This is a genomic window from Lysinibacillus sp. fkY74-1 (assembly GCF_053165895.1).
Genome location: NZ_CP170173.1, coordinates 1,876,774 through 1,898,230, shown reverse-complemented (window position 1 = coordinate 1,898,230; position 21,457 = coordinate 1,876,774). Strand labels below are relative to the sequence as shown.

23 protein-coding genes and 1 pseudogene are annotated in these 21,457 nt (G+C 41.0%); 3 read left to right on the top strand and 21 right to left on the bottom strand.

Annotated elements, in window-relative coordinates; all coding sequences use genetic code 11:
• Positions 1–72 precede the first annotated feature (72 nt).
• Positions 73–456, bottom strand: a complete 384-nt coding sequence (locus tag ACE1MS_RS09045; RefSeq protein WP_012294103.1) for an SRPBCC domain-containing protein — start codon at positions 454–456, stop codon at positions 73–75.
• Between the two features lie 29 nt (positions 457–485).
• On the bottom strand, positions 486–1,694 hold the full coding sequence (locus ACE1MS_RS09040) for an MFS transporter (protein WP_289449100.1): 1,209 nt from the start codon (positions 1,692–1,694) through the stop codon (positions 486–488).
• A gap of 141 nt (positions 1,695–1,835) precedes the next feature.
• Here ACE1MS_RS09040 and ACE1MS_RS09035 point away from each other — a divergent pair, with 141 nt between their 5' ends.
• Complete coding sequence (locus ACE1MS_RS09035) at positions 1,836–2,693, top strand: LysR family transcriptional regulator (RefSeq protein WP_447402849.1); 858 nt, start codon at positions 1,836–1,838, stop codon at positions 2,691–2,693.
• A gap of 122 nt (positions 2,694–2,815) precedes the next feature.
• Entirely contained in the window at positions 2,816–3,685 is an 870-nt protein-coding gene (locus tag ACE1MS_RS09030; RefSeq protein WP_012294100.1) for a DMT family transporter, read from the top strand.
• Between the two features lie 35 nt (positions 3,686–3,720).
• Here the strand turns inward: ACE1MS_RS09030 and ACE1MS_RS09025 are convergent, their stop codons facing one another.
• From ACE1MS_RS09025 to ACE1MS_RS09000, 6 genes are all read right to left on the bottom strand, one after another.
• Positions 3,721–4,710 carry a sensor histidine kinase gene (locus ACE1MS_RS09025; protein ID WP_031419885.1) on the bottom strand — a complete coding sequence of 330 codons (990 nt, stop codon included), beginning with the start codon at positions 4,708–4,710 and terminating at the stop codon, positions 3,721–3,723.
• A complete protein-coding gene (locus ACE1MS_RS09020) occupies positions 4,694–5,377 on the bottom strand; it encodes a response regulator transcription factor (RefSeq protein ID WP_012294098.1) in 684 nt (227 codons plus the stop codon). The genes ACE1MS_RS09025 and ACE1MS_RS09020 overlap by 17 nt, the downstream gene beginning before the upstream one ends.
• A gap of 1 nt (position 5,378) precedes the next feature.
• Positions 5,379–6,362, bottom strand: a complete 984-nt coding sequence (locus tag ACE1MS_RS09015) for an alpha/beta fold hydrolase (protein ID WP_031419882.1) — start codon at positions 6,360–6,362, stop codon at positions 5,379–5,381.
• A 148-nt stretch (positions 6,363–6,510) separates the two neighbouring features.
• Entirely contained in the window at positions 6,511–6,933 is a 423-nt protein-coding gene (locus ACE1MS_RS09010) for a DUF1801 domain-containing protein (protein WP_031419881.1), read from the bottom strand.
• 48 nt (positions 6,934–6,981) lie between these two features.
• A complete protein-coding gene (locus ACE1MS_RS09005) occupies positions 6,982–8,793 on the bottom strand; it encodes an ABC transporter ATP-binding protein (RefSeq protein ID WP_031419880.1) in 1,812 nt (603 codons plus the stop codon).
• On the bottom strand, positions 8,790–10,523 hold the full coding sequence (locus ACE1MS_RS09000; protein ID WP_031419879.1) for an ABC transporter ATP-binding protein: 1,734 nt from the start codon (positions 10,521–10,523) through the stop codon (positions 8,790–8,792). The genes ACE1MS_RS09005 and ACE1MS_RS09000 overlap by 4 nt, the downstream gene beginning before the upstream one ends.
• Positions 10,524–10,989: 466 nt before the next feature.
• Between ACE1MS_RS09000 and ACE1MS_RS08995 the strand changes: the two are divergent.
• Positions 10,990–11,220: pseudogene (locus ACE1MS_RS08995) on the top strand (transposase); the annotation flags it as partial.
• Positions 11,221–11,410: 190 nt separating this feature from the next.
• Here ACE1MS_RS08995 and ACE1MS_RS08990 read toward each other — a convergent pair.
• From ACE1MS_RS08990 to ACE1MS_RS08930, 13 genes are all read right to left on the bottom strand, one after another.
• Complete coding sequence (locus ACE1MS_RS08990; protein ID WP_036161398.1) at positions 11,411–12,094, bottom strand: hypothetical protein; 684 nt, start codon at positions 12,092–12,094, stop codon at positions 11,411–11,413.
• The gene (locus tag ACE1MS_RS08985; protein WP_012294090.1) at positions 12,094–12,585 is read right to left on the bottom strand and encodes an ECF transporter S component; all 492 of its coding nucleotides are present in this window, start codon (positions 12,583–12,585) and stop codon (positions 12,094–12,096) included. Before ACE1MS_RS08985 ends, ACE1MS_RS08990 begins: the two co-directional genes overlap by 1 nt.
• Before the next feature lie 32 nt (positions 12,586–12,617).
• Positions 12,618–13,010, bottom strand: coding sequence for a bifunctional adenosylcobinamide kinase/adenosylcobinamide-phosphate guanylyltransferase (locus tag ACE1MS_RS08980; protein WP_447402848.1), 393 nt, complete (start codon positions 13,008–13,010; stop codon positions 12,618–12,620).
• Positions 12,962–13,558 carry a histidine phosphatase family protein gene (locus tag ACE1MS_RS08975; RefSeq protein WP_197149475.1) on the bottom strand — a complete coding sequence of 199 codons (597 nt, stop codon included), beginning with the start codon at positions 13,556–13,558 and terminating at the stop codon, positions 12,962–12,964. The genes ACE1MS_RS08980 and ACE1MS_RS08975 overlap by 49 nt, the downstream gene beginning before the upstream one ends.
• Positions 13,531–14,307 (bottom strand): adenosylcobinamide-GDP ribazoletransferase, encoded by a 777-nt coding sequence (gene cobS / locus ACE1MS_RS08970; RefSeq protein ID WP_031419841.1) that lies wholly within the window; start codon positions 14,305–14,307, stop codon positions 13,531–13,533. The genes ACE1MS_RS08975 and cobS overlap by 28 nt, the downstream gene beginning before the upstream one ends.
• Before the next feature lie 20 nt (positions 14,308–14,327).
• The gene (locus ACE1MS_RS08965; protein WP_447402847.1) at positions 14,328–14,903 is read right to left on the bottom strand and encodes a bifunctional adenosylcobinamide kinase/adenosylcobinamide-phosphate guanylyltransferase; all 576 of its coding nucleotides are present in this window, start codon (positions 14,901–14,903) and stop codon (positions 14,328–14,330) included.
• A gap of 12 nt (positions 14,904–14,915) precedes the next feature.
• Positions 14,916–15,524, bottom strand: a complete 609-nt coding sequence (locus ACE1MS_RS08960; RefSeq protein ID WP_012294084.1) for a histidine phosphatase family protein — start codon at positions 15,522–15,524, stop codon at positions 14,916–14,918.
• Positions 15,521–16,615, bottom strand: coding sequence for a pyridoxal phosphate-dependent aminotransferase (locus tag ACE1MS_RS08955; protein ID WP_012294083.1), 1,095 nt, complete (start codon positions 16,613–16,615; stop codon positions 15,521–15,523). The genes ACE1MS_RS08960 and ACE1MS_RS08955 overlap by 4 nt, the downstream gene beginning before the upstream one ends.
• Complete coding sequence (gene cbiB / locus ACE1MS_RS08950; protein WP_036161395.1) at positions 16,602–17,558, bottom strand: adenosylcobinamide-phosphate synthase CbiB; 957 nt, start codon at positions 17,556–17,558, stop codon at positions 16,602–16,604. The genes ACE1MS_RS08955 and cbiB overlap by 14 nt, the downstream gene beginning before the upstream one ends.
• The gene (locus ACE1MS_RS08945) at positions 17,555–18,238 is read right to left on the bottom strand and encodes an adenosylcobinamide amidohydrolase (RefSeq protein ID WP_031419839.1); all 684 of its coding nucleotides are present in this window, start codon (positions 18,236–18,238) and stop codon (positions 17,555–17,557) included. The genes cbiB and ACE1MS_RS08945 overlap by 4 nt, the downstream gene beginning before the upstream one ends.
• Before the next feature lie 205 nt (positions 18,239–18,443).
• Positions 18,444–18,626: a hypothetical protein gene (locus tag ACE1MS_RS08940; protein WP_031419837.1), complete on the bottom strand. Its 183-nt coding sequence runs from the start codon at positions 18,624–18,626 to the stop codon at positions 18,444–18,446.
• A gap of 103 nt (positions 18,627–18,729) precedes the next feature.
• Positions 18,730–20,088: an aspartate kinase gene (locus ACE1MS_RS08935; protein WP_012294079.1), complete on the bottom strand. Its 1,359-nt coding sequence runs from the start codon at positions 20,086–20,088 to the stop codon at positions 18,730–18,732.
• A 531-nt stretch (positions 20,089–20,619) separates the two neighbouring features.
• A complete protein-coding gene (locus tag ACE1MS_RS08930) occupies positions 20,620–21,372 on the bottom strand; it encodes an SDR family NAD(P)-dependent oxidoreductase (protein WP_031419834.1) in 753 nt (250 codons plus the stop codon).
• Between the last annotated feature and the right edge of the window lie 85 nt (positions 21,373–21,457).

Sequence of the window (21,457 nt, the reverse complement as noted above, 5' to 3'; positions counted from 1 at the left end):
CATTATATAGGAGTGGAACATATAAAATACGACCTTGCGCTTGAAATTCATCTAAGACCTGAGACGTAGTCGTTACGATAAGTGCGGAAAATCACCACCCTCTAGCAATGCTTTTAGATTAGCAAGAGGCGCATCATAGCCCTGCATATTGAAGCTAACTGTTGTGCCATTGTCCTTTACTGCTAACGATATCGCGATGACCGTTTCTGGAACTTCCAAGTAAAATGAAAAAATCTCCTGTTTTTTGACCTGCTGAATCGTTAACTGCATTGGCAATGGATCGGCTAGCTGATTATGGTCATTAGGCATTAAAGTAAAGATCATCTTTTCTCCTGCAGCTAGTTTAGGGATGTTCCAAGTAGAGCCTGGCGCATACCATTGAGAGAGGTATTGCTCCTCGGTTACTGCTTGCCATACATTTTCTACTGCTGCATGAATCCAAATTGAGCTACCCATCCGCAACACATCCATTTCCTATTTTTCCATTATTTTACCGAACTTTGTGATGAGAGGCTACTATTGGTTGTTCTCGATAAATAAAACGCTCCCACAATAACCATCATAGCTACTATATCCAATGCCATCTGATGACTTGAAAATATGGAAACGAGTAAACCGTAGATAGACGGAGCCAAAACAATAAAGAATTGATTGATCGTTAAAGCGGCACTCACAGTAAGCCCCACAGATTGAGGATCGGACTGCTCCGTTACACTCGCTATATATAAGGAATACCAGCCAAGGGCGAAAAAGCCCATTACACCGCAAAATAAAATCATTAAGCTCTTAGCATGTAAAACAACAGGCATACAAGCGACCATTACAAATGTGGCAAGCATAACGATGATTAGTAAGTGCTCGCGCTTCTGAGCAAAGTATCGGTCACTCAGCCAAGCAAGAGCAATTCTTCCTACCATCCCTCCAAGCAAGACCAAACTCAAATACTTCCCTGCTGCTGTTAATGAATAGCCACCCTCCTGATGTAAATAACTCATCAAATGGGCGATGAGGATCATCTGTAAGGACATCATCACAATGCCCACAAAAAAAATGGGATAGAGTGCTCGATTGTCTTTAATAGCCTTCATCTTTTCTTTAAACGGTATCGGTGTTGCTACAGAAGATTTATGCTGTTTTGGCTCCTGATACATCAATAAAAATAATAAACCGCCACCGATTGCTACGAAACCTTGTGCCCCATGCACAGCTGTCAGATGGATGTGATGATATAAATAGGTAAGTATGAAGGAAGCGAGAGCCCCTCCGATGGGAATTCCCGTTTGGCGAATTCCAATCGCTAAACCTCGATGCTCGTTAGGAAACCATTTTACGATGGCTGTACTACCTCCTGTTTGGGCACTACCGTACCAAAAACCAACAACTATTAATACGACTAGCAATGTCGTATAATGATTCACAGGAATTAAGAGGAACGTACAGAGGCCCAGTAAAATAGAGCCCCATCCAATCAGCCGTTTTTCTCCTTTTTTATCCATGAGATAGCCAAAGAAAAGCATCGAGAAAATCGGTCCAATATTCACAGTAGAAACAATTAATCCTGTTTGGAATGACGTTAAGTGCCATTCCATTTGATAAAAGGCGGCGACGGGCCCCATCCCGTATGTGACAAAGGTTGAAGCCGTTTGCGAAAGCGTAGCCACCAGTAAAATGATCCATTTGTAATAGGTATGCATGTAAATCCTCCATAGCTATATACCGCTTTATTTGTGCAGTATCATTTAGATATCTTGAGTTTACGTTGACAGCTAGCATTCGTAAAATGGAGGAAAATGATAGCGGCTATCAAAAAATTTAATAGGTGTGTGACAAATAACATGAACATTGACGACATTGCCATCAAAATTGAGCTATTAGAAAGGCAAAATTTAAGTAAGTCTGCTGAAATCACCAACTATACACAATCGGCTCTAACCTCGAAGGTAAAGAAGATGGAAAGTGAAATTGGACAGGAAATCTTTAAACGAACACCTCAAGGCTTAAAGCTAACAGACGTCGGTGACCACTATTTACACTTTTTAAAGCAGGTGGCCCAACAATATGATGAATTTTTACAAACGGTTGGATTTACGCAAGCACATATTCAATTTGGAACCTCCCATACGACGATTAAATTATATGGTGCGTCCATCATGAATGCGCTACAAACAAGCCAAAGTCCTATTGATGTGGATTTCTTGGTGGAATCGAGTACATCGTTAAATCACAAAGTACATCAGGCGGAGCTAGACTGTGCATTAACGAGTAATCCATTGAAGCATTATGCTGATTTACACTATGATTTAATGACAACAGAAACCTTCCAAGTCATTTCGAGTCCTTCACATGTCATCGATTTTGACCAGCAAACGCCTGTGACACTCCTAGTCTTAAGTAAAGGCTGTATGTATTCGAAGGCATTAGCTGAATGGCTTACTCACAAAGAAGTCCCTTTTACGATGAAGGAAATTAAATCCGTAAGTAGTATTCTTGATTTTCTAGAAATCGAGCATACATTGGCCGTGTTAAATACGAGGTTACTAGCACTCTATCCATGTCCGGACCTGCACTTTTATGAAATGGAGACACTTAACAAGGTCATTGAGACTGTCTTCATTTATAAAAAGGAAAACCAAAAGCATTCTTCTATACTGCAATTAAAGCAGGTCGTAGAATCCTTGCTTGAAAAGAAGTAACTAAGTAATCGATAGCTCAAATTGCTGTTTATGCGAATATTTTAAAAAGCCTATATTATTCAAGCAGACTGCACTATAATAGGTTTGATATTATTAATCTTGTAAATACATAGGAGTACATCATGTTTTATTACATCTCATTGTTTTTAGCAGTATTTGCTTTATCTACATCAGCTATTTTTGTGAAGCTTGCTGATGCCCCGCCGGCTATTACGGCTTTTTATCGACTATTTTTTGCGATGCTTGTACTCCTTCCCTTTTTAGTAGCTCAAAAGGGGCTACGACAAGAACTAGTTAACCTGTCTAAAAAACAGTGGGGACTGGGCATTCTATCAGGTCTATTTTTGTCCTGTCATTATGTTTTATGGTTCGAATCCTTAAACTACACATCAGTGGCCAGTTCCACAGTTATTGTCACGTTACAGCCATTATTCTCTTTAATAGGTAGCTATTTTTTATTTAAAGAGCGTTTTTCAAAAGGCGCTATTGTTGGCTGTTTGGTAGCGATCATTGGCTGTTTCATTATCGGCTGGCAGGATTTTCAAATTAGTGGACAAGCTCTTTATGGCGATATTCTAGCTTTTATTGCGGCTGGCATTATTACAGCCTACTTTTTCATCGGGCAATCTGTACGGAAGGATTTATCACTTATCACCTATTCGATTATCGGATATGGCAGTAGCTCAATCTTTTTAGCCATTTATGCGCTCTTTATGCAGGAACCGTTTTTCGACTACCCCGCATCCACATGGTGGTCCCTATTAGGACTGGCTGTAATTGCAACGATTTTTGGGCAAACTGTATTTAATTGGCTATTAAAATGGCTAAGTACGACAGTCATCTCTATGAGTATTTTAGGAGAAACAATTGGCACATGTATTTTAGCTTATTTTATTTTAGATGAAATGATTTCCGTGCAACAAGGGATTGGCATATTCGTCATTTTACTAGGACTTGCCCTCTTTTTACTCCAACAACGAAAGTCGGCATAATAGAAAAACAACGGCACATGATGTCCGTTGTTTTTTTATGACGGAGTAAAGCGAAAGGTCGTACCCTCCTCGGTGGATTGTAAAGAGACTACAATGTTCAAGGTTCTAGCAATATCTTGGATAATTTTCAGTCCAAGTCCGCTCTGTTCGACGTCAGAATGGAAGCCGATGCCATCATCAGACATCCATACTTCGCCTCCTTTAATCGTCACCACAAGTTTGGTTGCTTGGGCATGCTTTAACGTATTTTGGAAGACATTATCAAATAAACGTTGTAACCATAGTTCATTACTTGTCCAGATTGCCTCTGCATCCTTTGGATAAAAATGAAGAGCAATATTTTGCATGCTGTATAAATAACTCCATTTCCTAATCATAATCTCCAATAGTAAAGCTGGCCGAACTTCTTCCTGAACGACAAAGGAATTTTCGCTCGTATCAAAAGACTGGTATGGCAATTCATTCGTTAAATTCGCGATATACTGAATTTGTTCATTTAACGATTCCACCAGTTTTGGCTGCTCTTGTAGTTGATCTTCTAAATAAAACAATTGCAAACGAATCGCTGTCAAAGGGGTATGGATGTCATGTCTCAATTTTTGGAGTAGCTCTTTTTGGAGCTCCTGCTGTTGTGCTAACTCTAATTCCCGATAAGTCGTGCGCTCAATTAAAAGATTGACAGAATGAATTAACTGCCCTAATTCATCCTCACTGCTTACCGTTAACGTATCGGGTATCCGTTCATTACTCGCGAGTTCCCGGATTGTTTGATTGAGCATGGTAATTCTAGCTAATAATGAATGAATGGATGTGGAAAATAGTAAGGCAAGAATCCCTAAAGACAGTACAAATGCAAGAAGCATAACAGGATATGCAAAGGATTCATGGAATGGGATGCCATTATTTTTCGTTTTAAAAGCCTTGTTATAAAGTATGGACATAAACACACTAATACCTAATAAAACGACGGGCACACTCCCAATTGCTACAAATAAAAGGGTTCTATATTTAGTTTTTAACGTCATTTCTTAAATGGGTATTTAGACGATACCCTTCTCCATATATATTTTGTACAATCATGCCTGTTGAATCATCCAACTTTGTCCGAATCTTTTTTATGTAGACATTAAGAATATTATGATTACGATCATCCAACGGCCATAAATAATCAAAAAAGTGTTCCTTTGTTAAAACTCTGTCACGGTTATCAAATAAATAAAAGAAAATTTTTCGTTCTATTGCCGTTAATGAAATTTCGTTTTGAAGATGTTGATGAAATACTTTTCGATGCTCTCCGTCAATGAGTAAATGCTGTATTTGTGTAAACGTTCCATATTGTTGCACTAGCATTTTTTGGATTCTCAATAATAGCTCCCTTGGATCAAACGGCTTTGTCAAATAATCTTCACCAACGGTTAAACCTTCTAGTTTGCTTTCAATATCACTACGTGCCGATAGAAAAATGATAGGAATATTTAAGCCTAGTTGTTTAATATTTCTGCTTAATTGGTAGCCATCCTCTCCTGGTAGCATAATGTCCATAATGACTAAATCTACATCATGAATGAGCCTCATTACATCTCTGCCATCTGTTTTCCACACGGCCTCATAGCCTTCACGTTGCATTATTTTTTGAAGTAAATCACCAATCATGTGATCATCTTCTACAATTAAAATTCGAAATCCTTTCATGTTAACGACCTCTCTCATCAGCATTCGTTTTCATAAAATCCATCGCTAGTTGATAGATTGCATCTGGTTGATACAGGTATATACTATGGGTGCCACTTACCTCTTTCACTACGGCATGAGTGAATTGCTTCGCAAAGTCTGCGTAATCCTGCCGGTTTTGCTCTGTATATTTTGAATGTACATTTTCCTTGGAAATAGCATCCACGATTAACATTGGGGTTTCTTGCGGCAATGGAAGCTGTTCTGATTGTAAACTATTTTCATAGACGTGTAACAGCTCATTTTTCATATCTTCATTAAAAAATTGCTTAAAGGACAACGCCTGATAGATTTCCTTTTCCTCAGTCGTTAAAAAGGACATGTTCAGAACTTGTGGATTATATACCTGTGATGGCACTAGGCGGTGTAAACCAACGCTAGTAGCTAGACTTACCCCCTTCACCATCCATCTATCGAAGGTGCTCATTTTATGCTTTACATATTGACTAGGTAAGCCAATATCCAGAGCGATAATCCCCTTCACTTCTTCTGGGTATTTTTGTGCCCAGTAAATCGCTTCAAGTCCTGAAATAGAGTGAGGAACAAGAATATAGGGCGGCTGGAGCCCGCTTGCCAGAAGAGCCTCCCTTGTTTGCATAAGAATGGTATCAATAGCTCTTTCATCATGGGCAATTTCACTAAAGCCATAGCCTGCTCGGTCCACTACAGCAATTTGATGGTGCTGCGAAAACTTACTATAAAGCCCCTTTAACTCATAAACAGGGGCTGCAATGCCTGACCCTGCCATAAAAACATACGTATCCTCCCCAGCCCCCTCCCGATAGACATTCATGCTCTGACCATCAATATTTACCATCATGCCTTTATTACGTAAAATGGCCTCCTCCTTTTGGGTCAAACTATAGTGGTACATACTGACGGCTACGATACCGATCGATACGATGAACACCAAATAAATAAACATTTTTTTTATGATATTTTTCATACGCCTCTCCTCTCCGTTGATACTTGTAAGGATACATGCGAAAAATAAATATCTCATTAAATTTTATTAACCTATTTGCTAGGTAATTTGAAATTCTTGTCTATGAACACAAAAAAGCTGCCTACATCATGTGGCAGCTTTCTTTGAGTCATTCATTTGGATAGGTTTTCTGTAAAAAGGCGATAGACTGTTGAATAAGAGCCTTTAAAATAGTTTCTTCAACATCAGCGAGTTTATTAATATAAACGCAAGCTTTCCCTGTTGTGTGTTTACCAAACTGCTGTAATAGCTGCTCTCGCTCACGATCACCTGGTGCAAAGTATAAACTAATTTTTGCCTTGCGAGGGGAGAATCCGACAAGTGGTGCATCGCCTTCATGGCCTGTTTGGTATTTGTAATGATAATGACCAAACCCAATAATACTTGGTCCCCACATTTTAGCCTCGTAGCCAGAGACCTCCGTAAAAATATCCAGTAGTCGATAGGCATCTTCCCGTTTTTTTGGATGATCGACACTTTCAATAAATTCAATGACACTTGCATCGGTTTCTTTCGTCTTTAATTCATACATGTGTATCCCTCGCCTTCACAAAATTGCATTGTTCATCCCTATTATTCCCTATTCTGCCTGCTCTAACAATAGCTTTTGTTGGAGTTGACGATACATCCCTTGTTGTTCCATCAACGCTTGATGATTGCCTTGTTCAATAATTACGCCCTGCTGTATAACGAGAATTTTATCCGCATTCTCAATGGTTTTCAAACGATGGGCGATGACAAAGCTGGTGCGACCCTGCATTAAATGCTGTAAGCCCTTTTGAATATCGACTTCCGTTTGCGTATCCACACTGGATGTCGCTTCATCTAAAATTAAAATATCCGCGTTCTCCAAAATAGCACGGGCAATAGCAATGAGCTGGCGTTGTCCCTGACTTAAATTAGCGCCACCCGCTTGAACAGGCGTATCGTATTGTATAGGTAAATATTTTATAAAATGATGGGCATTCGCAATTTTTGCTGCTTCCACAACCTCAGCATCCGTCGCATCCAACTTTCCAAAGCGAATGTTATCACGAATTGTGCCAGAGAACAAATAGGTATCCTGTAAAACCACACCTACCCTTTGGCGAATCGTAGACATTTTATAGTGTTCAATATTGTGCCCATCAATTAAAATTTCACCCTGATCCACGTCATAAAAACGTGTTAGTAAATTAATAATGGTTGTTTTCCCTGAGCCAGTAGGCCCAACAAGAGCTATCGTTTCTCCTGCCCTTACGTGGAAGTTAATGTTTTGGAGAATGGGCTTCCCTTGCTCATAGCTAAACGATACTTGCTTGAAATCGACATCTCCTTTTAAGGACGGAGCCTCAATAGCCTCAGGTCGATCAGCTACCTCTGATGGTTCATCTACTATTTCAAATACACGCTCTGCTCCAGCAATAGCCGACTGAAAGGTGTTTAAAAGGTTTGATAATTGATTGAGCGGGCGAAAAAATTGCCTTGTATAGGTGACAAATGCAGCGATAATACCAACTGTTACATACCCTTTCACCGCTAAAAGAGCTCCTGTCCCGATCACTATCGCGAGGCCAAGGTTATTCATAAAGTTATTAATAGGTCCTAATAAGCCTGATGTAATCTCTGCGCGTAGTGCGGATTTTCGCAAGTTTTCATTTTGCTGATGGAACGTGTCAATGGATTGCTGTTCCTTGCCAAATAGCGTGAGTACCTCTGCACCTGTCATCATTTCCTCAATATAGCCATTCAGCTTACCAAGATCTCGTTGACGCGCCGCATAATTTTTACTGCTGCGCTTGATAATTTGCTTAGTAGTGAAAACGATAAGCGGAATAATGATTAAGGTAACAATCGCTAATGGCCAGCTTAATGTGAACATGGCAATACTAACACCCACGACCGTTAAGATGGATGATACAATTTGCGTCACACTCTGAGCAAGCGCTGTATTTAAATTATCGATATCATTTGTGACACGACTCATTAAATCACCGAGCGCACGCTGGTCAAAAAATCTTAATGTGAGCGTTTGTAGCTTTTGAAACAGCTCTAGACGCAATGTCCGAATCGTTTTCATCGCCACATGAATCATGACATAGGTTTGCAGCCATGTCAGAATCGATGCTACCGTAAAAATCACAGCTAATACGATTCCTAGTCGGATGGTCCCATCTATATCTTTTTTCATAATGTAATCATCAATGATATGGCCTATCAAATAGGGTCCCGCCAAGCTTAAAAAAGTGGAAGCGATCACCAAGAAGATCGAAAAATACAGTCCTATTTTTTGCTGTTTGACATAGTGCCAAACTCTTGTCAGTGTTGCCTTTTGATTTTTCGCTCTTTCAGCTGGCCCACCTATACGAGGCCCTCGCCCAAAATTCATTTGCTTTGCTTGATGTTGACTCATTCTTCTTCACCAGCCTTTTGCTGTGACGCGTAAATTGCTTGGTAATGTACATTGTTTTGAAGTAGCTGTTGATGCGTCCCTTGCCCAACCATCTCGCCATCCTCTAAGACAACTATGATATCTGCCTGCTGTATCGAGGCAATTTTTGATGCTACAATCAATGTCGTCGTGTCTTGAAAATGCGCAGCAATGGCCTGCTGCACATGTTTTTCTGAAGCACTATCAAGGGCTGAGGTCGTATCATCCAGCACGAGAATAGCTGGCTTTCGAACGAATGCTCGGCTTAAAGCTAAGCGTTGCTTTTGCCCACCTGAGAGATTCGTTGCTCCCTGTGACAACTCATGTGCTAAGCCCTTATCAAGGCGCTCCACAAATTCGCTGGCACAGGCAGCATCTAATGCCTGTTGTATTTCCTCTGCCGTTGCCCGTTCGTTACCAAGGCGTATATTTTTTTCAATCGTCCCAGAAAACAATAAGGCCTTTTGTGAGGTAAATCCTATATGGTCCCGTAACGTGGATAAAGAATATGCTAAAAGGGGTTTACCATCTATGTAAATAGCTCCTCCTGTTGGATCGAATAAGCGCGGTAAAAGCTTTACAAGTGTTGATTTACCGCTACCTGTTTTCCCAATAATACCAACTGTTTGCCCCGGTTTCACAGAAAACGAAATGTTTTTAAGAACATCCTCTGCTGTATCATAGTAACGATAACTCACATGGTCAAATTCAATGGCCCCTTTTATCGAATCTGTCCTTGCAAGTTCTGCCTCTTTCACGGCAATATCCATATTTAAGACATCCACAATTCGTTCTCCTGAAGGCAATGCACGCGCAATTTGCATCAGCACCATACTGGAAGACATTAAGCCATTTAAGATAATGGTTAAGTAGTTGATAAATGCGAGAATAACCCCAACCTTTAATGTACCTGCCTCAACCTTAACGGCACCAAGCCAAAGTGCCGCGACAATCCCAATGTTAACGACGAACATGGTAAATGGCACAAGCACCCCTACAATTTGTTCTGCAGTGATGAAACGTTTTGTCAGCCCATCATTTAGCTCACTAAATTGGGATACCTGTTGGGTTTCCCGACGAAAGGCTTTAACGACACGGATACCCGCTAAATTTTCCTGTAGCTTCGTATTCACCGCATCAATAGCCTCTTGTACGCGACGATACAGCAGACCCGAATACTTCGTGAAAAAATACATAGCCACAATCAAAATCGGCACAATAATAAGAAGTATGGAAAAAAGTTCCCGTGCTGTTACAAACACGATAATGACTGCCCCGATAAAGAGTAGCGGCCCACGCACAAAAATACGCAGCGTCATCATAAACGCGCGTTGAAGGCTTTCAACATCGCTCGTTAAAATGGTAATTAGCTTGCCAGTCGTAAAGGCATCCCGTTCTTTAGCTGAATACGTCATCATTTTCTGATAGAGAGCTTGCCGAACATCCGAAGCAAAATGAATCGCCGCCTTCGAGCTATAATACGAGCAACCAACCCCACCAACAAGCCCAAGTACTGCACTTGCTAGCATCCACACAAACATACTCAGCACATAAGCATGATCACCATTGACAATCCCTGTATCAATCATATGCTGCATAATGGTCGGCTGAATTAAATCCATTGTCACCTCCAGCACCATTAAAAGAGGAGCTATAAAGGTGAAAAATTTATAGGGCTCCAAATACTGCCCTAGCTGTTTGATTGCCTGCATACATTCGTCTCCGTTCTATTTAAATCCCACTCGTTCCTCATTATAACTGAAAACCATTCCCATTTGACAATATTTTTTCGAGACTCGTAATATTCGAGATTTAACTAAATGAGGAGATATCGTCGAGCATATGGCTGATATCCATCCAAATAAAAAGCCCCCATGCCTATACAAAGGGCACTGAAAAAGTCCATATCTTTTTTTCATTTGGCACTGTGACTCTACTGTTGTTTTCCGAAGCATTCCGCTCGCTTTCCGCGGGCGAGCGCCGAGTCTCCTCCTACGCTTCGCTTCGTGCGGGGTCTCGTCTGTCTCGCTTTCCCGCAGGAGTCGAGCGATGCTTCTGCAAACAACGCAATGTATCATACTATTATTTTAGTCACACTTTCCTTTATAATAAAAGAATGAATATGTAGGTGGAGCCCCAATGATTTCAAATTAGGAAACCCTTAATTTAAGTCCATACATGGCAATCTATGATATTGTTGTGCCAAAAGATAACATGCTTCGCCAGGTCAATGAACTTGTTGAATTTTCATTTTTTTTAGAAGAGCTAAAAACAAAATATTGTTTAGATAATGGACGTAATACCATTCCTCCAATTCGCATGTTTAAGTACTTATTATTAAAAGCGATTAATGATGTATCAGACGTCGACCTAGTAGAGCGCTCAAAGTATGATATGTCATTTGGATATGGCAACAGAAGATCCAGTGAGACAGAAATAAGGCACTTCCTGTTCAAAATTGAACAAGAAGTGCCTTATTTTTATCTGAAAAAGGTTCGCTTTTATGAAAACATAAATTTTTCAGTGCCCTCGTCTATTCATGAAGGTCGCTTTAAATAATTCTTGTACCGCTCGTTGGATTATTTTCAAAGCAGTCGTTTTACTCAGCACTTATCCGCAGTTTCTCAAAATTTCTTTGGAAAAATTGATGTGCCAACTGCTCTTTTTCTGGATCCATACCAAGTAAAATCACTGTACTTGGTCCTGCTGATTTGGTCATATCATGTGAACATTCAACTAATTGCTGGCCAAAAAGACGCGCACACTCACCCTGAAGTCCCTTAGATCCGACAGGCCACACTTGCTGAACGATTTCTGCCAGCCATGCCTGATAAATAGGTTGCAACTGCGCCACATCATCAGGCTGTGCTAATAGTTCCTCGCCAACAAGTGGTAAGCCGTATGTGTACCAACTAAGCTGTTCAAGGTCCCATGCTTTTCGCTGTTGTATTTCCCCAAGCATAGTAATTGCTAGACCAGACTGTAAAGTTGGCATATTGGATTCCGAACTGCCTGCAATGACTGGACAGGGAAGGCCTGTTTCCTCGAACACTTGCTGAATGCCTCTTTCATAGCGTGACCATGCAGCATCCCCTGAAAAATTAGCGAGTAAAATTTGAATAGGAAGTGCCTGTGCAGCCAGCTGCTCTAAAAATGTCACACGGGCTGTCATATAGGCTGTCAATTGATCGGAAGCTGGCACAATATCTTGTGGCTTCTCCCCAATGGCCGCCGCATTATCCATTGTCGCAATAAACGCGCCCACTTTCATAGCATTTCTCACTAAACGCGACCTGCCTTACGCACAAAAACCTTCGAAAGAATGGGCATGACCACAGCTACAATGATTAAATTTATAGCCGTTGCGATGAAAATACTCCCTAGAGCACCCCAGAAAAAGGCAGGACTAATAATAAAATAAAATGGAAGTGGTGCCACGATGCCGTTCAATACAAGGGCAACTGGCCATTTCCAAAAATGCATACCTTTTTTATGCATGATTCCAAAAATCCAAACAACAATAAACATCTCTACTGCAATAATTACATGGAGTGGACCAAGTGGGAAGCCAGCCGTTAATGCGCTAATAAAATGACCAATGAATCCACCTATCCCAGCTAATAATGGCGATAAAAAGACAACACCTAAAAAGGCAGGTGCCGAATCCAGTGCTGCAGTCGAAATAAATGCGGGTACTTTAATGGCGGCTCCTACTGCACAAATGGCTGCTACCATAGCCGTTAGTATCCATGTCATTAATGTTTGTCGATCCATTGCATTTCCTCTTTTCCGTTAGTATGTTGATCTCATTTGAGTTGCTCGCCAATCCCGTACCAAATACGTACGACTTGCTCTGCTTCAGCAAATAATGCCTGGTATAAGCGACCACACGTATCACGTAATAAACGAGCTTGTTTTTCCATCGGTACAACACCGCGGCCCATATCTGTCACAATAAGTACCAGCGAACAATGTTGGGCAAGGGCTGTTAATTTAGTGAGGACGGATTGTACCACGACCTCATCTTCCTCAAGGTTTTGTGTCAAAAGCCATTTTTCCACATGTTTAATGACAAGGATTTCACAGGCTGGTGCAACATCCGGTAGATCGCCTTCGACAAGTACCACATCGTGCTGTTCATATAAACGCATCACATAATCGGTTTTTCCGTTATAGGCGCCTCCGATAAAAACATGCATCTAGCTCCCTCCTCCCAAGCCTTTCTAGTAAAAGTTAAATGAAATTGGTGATCATGTGGCACTTGGTATGACCAAAAAGGCTGCTCTGTTGGCGCATAAGCAACGAGTAAGGCACGAATCACTCCGCCATGAACGACTAAGAAATAATGATCCTCCATCTTCGGCAAATCATTGAAGCCTTCCACAACTCGTGCTACAAAATCATCAAAAGCCTCTCCCTGTGGCGGTGGGAAGTGAATAGGATCATCCAACCATGCACGGTAACGAGCATCCTTTTTTAAATCCTCATAGGTTTTCCCTTCAAATTCACCAAAATTTGATTCTCGTAAGCGAGCATCTGCATAATAGCTAGCATTTGGGAAATAATGGGCAGCCGTGGTGCGACAGCGTTGTAAATCACTGCCATATACCGTTTCGATAGATGCATCCACGACAGAGAGCTTGGAGGTATCAGCTAATGGTGCATCCGTCCATCCCAGATAACGCTTTTCTAAATTGGCCTTTGTCGGCGCATGCCGCATTAAGCACACAGTAACAATGTCACCCATAATACAACCTCCATCCCTTCAATAGATGCACCTAGTAAATCTCCCGAGACACCACCAAAATTACGCAATGTAAATTGGCGAAAAATAACAAGCGCAAGCGCTAAAACGAGGACTAATATAATTGGGAGCATCGAGAACTTTGTGATGATCAGCACAACCGGCATGGCCAATAAAAGGAACAGCAGCATCATTATTTTTAATAGTTTCGCGTGTAGATGAGACTGAAAGAAAAAGGCAAGCCCTTTTTCCTTTGAACAGTTAAGTGACATAAAATAAAAGCTCATGCCAACCCTTGTTAAAAAAGGAATGAATACGACCATCCATAATGCAAATTTATGTTGCACAAAAAGCTCATGTAGAACAACAAATTTTCCAAATAACAAAAATAGTATGGATAGCACTCCGAAAGCACCTACCCGAGGATCATCTAAAATCTCAAGTCGTTTGTCCCGATCTCGATAAGAAAAATACGCATCCCCCATGTCAATAAAGCCATCCAAATGTAAACCGCCTGTCCATAAAGCAAACAGCCCGATGACGATAAAGGCGAGCATGACCTCGCTACTGGCTGTCCATTGTGTAAGACTGTAAAGGACTCCAGCTACAGTTGTCCCCATCAAGGCACCTATCCATGGCAAGCAAGCAAACATGCCTGTAATCGTTGACCTTTTTAGAGGTAATTCCTTATGTACTGGCAAAACCGTAAAAAATTGAAATGCCAACAGTAGGCTATACCAAACATTTTTCATTGTCTTGCCTTCCTTTTCCCTTATTTCCATCTCTTTACGATACCATAATTCATTTCAAACGCTTCTTGAGCCATCACAACAAACCATTGATGAAATTGTCCTAAAGTTCTTCGATACAGCTCCACCTCTTCACTTTGATAAGGAGGTTCATCAAACAGCTCATTTGACACCACTAATAATGTCACGTTCTTCGTTAGCAGAGAAAGGATGGCCTGTTTAACAGTGTGTAGCTTGGATGCTAAACAGCCAGGCTTCGTTAAACATGGCGCTCCACTTTCATAGCCTTCATAAAACGCATTAGTGAGCCAAGTAGTGACGCAATCCCATAGCACCACATCCCCATCCTTGAGTGTCTCAAATACGGGCGCGATGTTATAAGGGGCCTCTACTGTTATCCATTGCATGGGCTGAGCTAGTCGATCAGCTTGATGGCGATCAATTCGCTTCTTCATTTCATCATCTAAAGCAATACCAGAGGCAATATACATTAACCGTTTTTCTGTACTAGGCTGCGTTTGGTAATACTGTATGGCGGCTTGTTCTGCAAAATGAGATTTGCCACTACGCACACCACCTGTAATAAAAACGAGGGGCATTTGTAAAACCTCCTATTGTAAATGATGTAGCGTACCAATCTCTTGGATTACCCATTGCTGTCCCTGACCTTCAATCACAGTGACGCTTGTCCCATGAATATATGGAGCTGACCAAAGCTCACCAATATTGCGCTGTAAAATGGCATTAATCATGCATTTAATCGTCACTGCATGGGAAACGATCAAAATATGCTCATCTCGATGCTGCTCCGCTATCTTTTTCAATGTATACATTGCTCTTTCTGTGACAGCACCAAAGCTTTCCGTATGGGTTGCCATAAATTGAGCTGGGTACTTCGTATAGAGCTCATAATCTAGCCCATCTGTCAGCAAAATATCCTCAATTTTCTTACCTTGCCAATTCCCTAAACAGATTTCCCGCAAATTATCCTCATAGTAAACTGGTAATTGGCGTTGAGCCGTCAAAATATCCATCGTTTCCTTCGCACGACCACTTGAACTACTGTAAGCTGCCGCAAATGGAATTGACTGTAGTTGCTGCTGTAATCTCGCAGCCGCTTCTCTGCCATTGTCGGTTAGCGGAGAGTCCAACCACCCTTGTAGTCTCTGCTCCTGATTCCATTGTGTTTCCCCATGTCTTACTAGATAAAAAGTTGTCACTTTTCTCTCCCCTTATTTGCGTTAAACCACGCCTGCAGACAATTATGTAAATATGTCATGGCCGCAATATCTTTAATCCCAATACGGAACCATTCGCCCTGTAATCCTTTAAAGTTTTTCGTATGACGCAGGACAACTCCCTGTGCTAAACAATACGTAAAAAAGGCGTCCGCCTGCTGCTCCTTTGGCAATGAAAAACACACATAATTTGTCACACTATTAGTGACACGACAGCCGTTTTCTTGTAAAAAACGATGCAACTGCTCCCTTTGCGTTGTCGCATAGGCAATTGCCTGCTGACTATAATGCTGCTCATCCAAACAGCCTGCACCAATAACGAGTGCAAAGGCATTTAAATTCCAATGTGGGAGCATGTCCTTTAGCTCGTTTACGATGGAGGTATGAGCAACTAAATAGCCTAGGCGCAAGCCAGGTATTGCATACATTTTAGTCATCGAACGCACCACAAGGACATGTGAATTTTCCACACTTTCGTGAATGAGGGAATTCGCCTCATCAACCCAATCCATAAAAGCTTCATCGATGACAAGCTCACATTTGACAGCTCGACCATGCTCCAATAAGTCTAGTATAGCTTCCTTCTTTGGCAATACACCTGTTGGATTATTCGGTGTACAAATATAGAGTGCGTCTGCCTCCACCATTTCTTGTTTAAGCCGTTCCATTGGCAACGTATATTGGATAAAGTCCGTCACCAAAATCGGAATAATAATAGCCCCTGCAGCTCGCAATGTTCGCTCATATTCTGAAAAAGTAGGATGTACAACGATGACGCGCTTTTGAGCATAACGCCTCGCAATAATACTAAAGAGCTCTGACGCCCCGTTGCCTAGTAATACCATGTCCTTCTTCACTTGATGAAAAGCAGCGACCTTTGTTAGAAAAGGCTCTCCATCCGGATCTGGATAGCGTTGAATGAGCGGGTAAAATGTACGCCAACGTGCTTCGACAAAGGATGGTGGTCCTGCCGCATTGACATTTTCACTAAAATCATATACCTCTTCAGGCATCGTTAAACCTAATTGCTGATAAACATTTTGCGGATTTGCTCCGTGATTAGGTAATAGCATAAATGAACACCTCCACTGCTAACATGACAAGCGTAAAGAGCACCATGGCAATACGCATTTGAATAATAGATGCCATTATATGTTCCTTTGTTAGAGGAACTAATTTTTCTCCCATAATCGCACGTTGAGAAACAACGCCTTGATAGGTATTTTTTCCGCCTAGTTGTACGCCAAGCTGTACTGCCGTTGCGGCCTCTAAATAACCACTATTAGGACTTGGATGCTTTTTAGCGTCTTGCGCCCACCGCTTTAATCGTTGTCCAAATGAGTAACTCGTTTCATTTTTTGTACCTAGCACCATAAGAAAGCCAGTGATACGACTTGGAATAAAATTCAGGACATCATCAAGTTTGGCCGAAAACATGCCAAAATCTTTGAATGTTTCGTTTTTATAGCCGACCATGGAATCTAACGTATTGACAGCCTTATAGCCCCATAAACCGATAGCCCCAAATAAAAAGGCATAAAATAGTGGGGCGGTCACCCCATCACTTGTATTTTCCGAAACGGTCTCTACAACACCACGTACAATTTCATCTTCTCCCAGCTTTTCGGTATCACGCCCAACAATCCAAGATAATTTGACCCGTGCTTCCGCAAAATCACCTTTTACAAGGGGCTCATAAACTGCCAGTGCTGCCTCCTTCAAGCTACGCTGCGCCAGCCCAATGCCAATTAAAAGTCCTTCCACCAAAATGCCAAAAATTAAGCTTACCTGATAGCTGAGTAGTAAAATAAGTGTGACCACAAACATCGTTGTCCCTACAACTGCCAGTGCCATCACCATACCACGCAGTTTCCGCCACTTGCCTCGATTCCACAAAGCTGTTTGTGATTGAATCAGCTTGCCAATCCATCGCACGGGATGCGGAAGCTTCGGAGGGTCTCCTACTAAAACATCGAAAATTATCCCTATGATACAGGCAATCACTATGGCAATCATAACGCCTTCTCCTCTTTATCTTTTTTGTATTTCCGAATAGCCGCACGCATCGTTTCATAGACACCATAGCCAATAACCTTACCTAGCATTGTGATAGGTCCAGCATATTGATGGTAGTCTCCTTCTTCAGTAGAAGCAATGAGTAAGCTATCAGTAGATGTACCCGTTGCTTGCGTGCCAGTGGTAGGATCAGTTATGCCTTCATCCGTTAACGCTTTCACCTTCGCCTCTGTTGTTGAAATCATAGCCTGAAATAACGCTTCATCAGATAATTTTCCGTTAATAAGCACCCATGTATTAATTGTTCCTGCATGGTACTGCTCCTCACGATGGAAAGCACGTGTAATATCCACGGCATTGCCCAGACCAGCAGTAATCATAATGACTAGATGAATGCCTTCATATGTAAAATCACGAATGGTCGCAAATTTAGCTTGGACAGCCGTCATCATCGCCACCGTGTTATCGATTGGAAAACCATGTGCTTGCAAAAAATGTTGTAAATCACGATGGGGCTGTCGATCATCATAAGTAATGGGCACAGTTCGATTCATCAGATGAGTAAAATAACCAAAGCCTGGATTATGCATGGCCGAGGATACAACCTTCATAGGTGAAACAGCTTGAAGTGCTACATATTGGTCTAAAATTTGAATATGATCCTTTGAAAGTATGGGCATTCCCTTGCCTCCTGACGATAAATAAATGACGAACATAAAAAAACAAATTCTTACAAAGAAGAATTTGTACTGTCGATTCTTTATTAAAATTTGAACCTTCTGAACGTTTGTACAGACTAACAACTTCATAATACTCAAATTATTTATTTTCTTTGAAATTGTATCATAAGTTTGCCTATTGCTACAATTCCATTTTGACGTGTTGTTACTGCTTTTGCTTGAGATTTTTAAAGCGAATCACAGAACCAATAATGATAAAGACCCAACCAATCGCTATGTAAACCACTTTCATTGTTTTTGTCGATGACGGTAAAATATCCATAATCGTTAAACAGACAAAAAGTATCCCAACAATCGAAAAAAGCATACCAATCGTTAAATTCTTCACGAAAAACCCTCCCAACTATGTACGCCCTCGATTTTACCGTATTCTTAGCAAAAAGAAAACACTAATCCAAGTAAGAATCCTTGGATTAGTGATAATTGTGTCATTAAGCTTTCGCATGGGCAAAAAATTCTTCGTATAACGCCTGTAAAATGCGGTTTTCATATTCCTGAAGTACACCAAAAACGAGACTTACTTCAGAAGAGCCTTGATTGATCATTTCAATGTTTGCACCAGTTCTTGAAATCGCAGTAGCTGCACGGGCAGCTAACCCTGTATTATGGCGCATGCCTTCGCCAACAATCACAATCATCGAAAAACCATGACGCATTTCTACATACTCAGCATGTAGCTCTTCTTTCACTCGACTAATAATACGCTCTTCATTATCTGGTGATATCTGATTCGAACGCATAATGACTGAAATATCGTCTAAGCCAGAAGGTGTGTGTTCATAAGAAATATTCTCATCTTCTAAAATTTGTAGTAGCTTTCGTCCAAAGCCTACTTCACGATTCATCAAATATTTAGAAACATATAAAGTTGAAAAACCACTGTCTGCCGAGATACCTGTAACGGGACGACCTGTTGCAGGACGACTTGGTACGATACGAGTACCTGGGGCTGATGGATTATTTGTATTTTTTATGTTAACGGGCACCCCAATCTTGTAGACAGGCATTAATGCTTCATCATGGAACACTGAAAAGCCTGCATATGATAATTCGCGCATTTCGCGATACGTAATTTCTTTAATTTCCACTGGATCATTGACAACCTTCGGATTCGCAGAGAACACACAATCCACATCCGTAAAGTTTTCATATAACTCCGCTTCAACAGCTGCTGCTAAAATGGAGCCAGTAATATCAGAGCCTCCGCGGTCAAATGTTCGCAATACGCCCGCTTTAGTGTAACCGAAGAACCCTGGGAACACAATAATTTCTTTTGTGTCTTTTAAAGGCGCTAAATTAGCATACGCTTCGGGTAAAGCAAATGTTCTTTCTGGCAAATCATTGACCACTAAACCATCCTTAGGACTTACATAGCGTGCGGGCATTCCAATGGCATTAAAATAAGCGGCAATAAGCTTAGCGTTATTATCTTCACCAGCTGCTTTAATGCTATCGATGAATAATTCCACGTTCGTTTTGTCACCTTGTACACGTTCACGTAAATCTTCCGCAATCACGTCACAAATGGCATCATCTAGCCCTAAGCCATCTGCAATTGCTCGAAAACGATCGACTACAATTTGCAATTTGTCTTCGGTATCTTCATGTTGTAACGCGGCAGTTGCTAATTGTATTAATAGATCGGTTACTTTTATATCGTCACCAGATCGTTTGCCTGGTGCTGAAACGGCAACGATTTTACGTGCCGAATTAGATTTCACAATGTTTGCCACTTTTTGAATTTGTTCTGCGTTTGCTACAGATGTTCCACCAAATTTACACACGATCATATCTATCAAATCCTAACTTTTTCAAATTAATTGTATTCCTCCAAAAAACAATTGACTGTACACAGTGTACAAATTATCAATTCCTACGTCAATACAATTTAAAAAATTCGCGCAATTTACTGAGAAATATGGACAATTTTCGTACTGTTTGATTTATTATACGGATTTCGTATGAAATAGTTAAGGTTTTTATGAATTTTTTTTCGTGACGTTCACAGATTCGTGAAATTTACCGTTTTGACTTTCTTCTATATAATGAGGAAAACGCTTACTCCCCACTATGATATGCACAAGTATCCTCGTTGTTTGTGCTAATTTGCAGGCGAAAGGAGGGTTTTGAGTAGGAGGTTATAAGTGGTTTATCATCTTCCTATTGACCTAGAAGATGGCTTGTTCACTTTTTTGCGGATATGTAAAATTCCTTCATGACTAAGCTTAAACAAGGGAATATCTTTTATATCTCCCCCATCCATACAAAAAAAACTAGGATCACATATTTTTAGTGAAACCTAGTTTTTCCTAGCTATTCATTTAAATCGCAGTCCAGCCACCATCAATGACTAGTTCTGCACCTGTCATAAAGCGCGATTCGTCAGAGGCAAGGAAGACCACACCGTAGGCTACATCCTCAGGTGCACCAAAGTATGGCAGTTGTGTATAGGTTTTATAGAAAGGCAATGCGCCACCTTCCTCCATCGTTGGCGCTGTCATAGGCGTAACGATAATGCCAGGATGAACAGAATTTACACGAATATGATCTTTCCCATACTCGACTGCAGCTGATTTAGATAACACTCGAAGTGCTCCTTTTGCTGCAGTATAAGGGCTTGTCCCTGCCATTCCGACGATTCCACCAATGGAAGAAATATTGACGATAGAACCGCCACCAGCCTTTTGCATTTCTGGAATCACATATTTCATACCAATGACACAGCCATTCAAATTAATGTCCATCACTTTATTCCATTCGTCCATTTCCATGTTGGCGATCGTTTTTGGTGATGAAATTCCTGCATTGTTGACTAGTACATCGACTTTACCATATACCTTCACCGCCTCTGCAATAACAGCCTTCCACTCGTCCTCAGAAGTTACATTATGTGAAAGAGCAATAATATCTCCACCATTTTCTTTAATTTCTTTGACCAAGTTATTCAACGGCTCGATTTGCACATCTGTCGCAATAACCTTTGCTCCTTCTTGTGCAAATAGTTTTGCTTCAGAAGCTCCCATACCCATCGCTGCTCCTGTAATAATAGCTACTTTCCCATTTAAACGTCCCATCTATAAAACTTCCTTTCCTTTATCAATCCATTCCCACTGTGAAAATGCCCCAAGATTTTTCCAATCCTTGACATAAGCAAGAAGT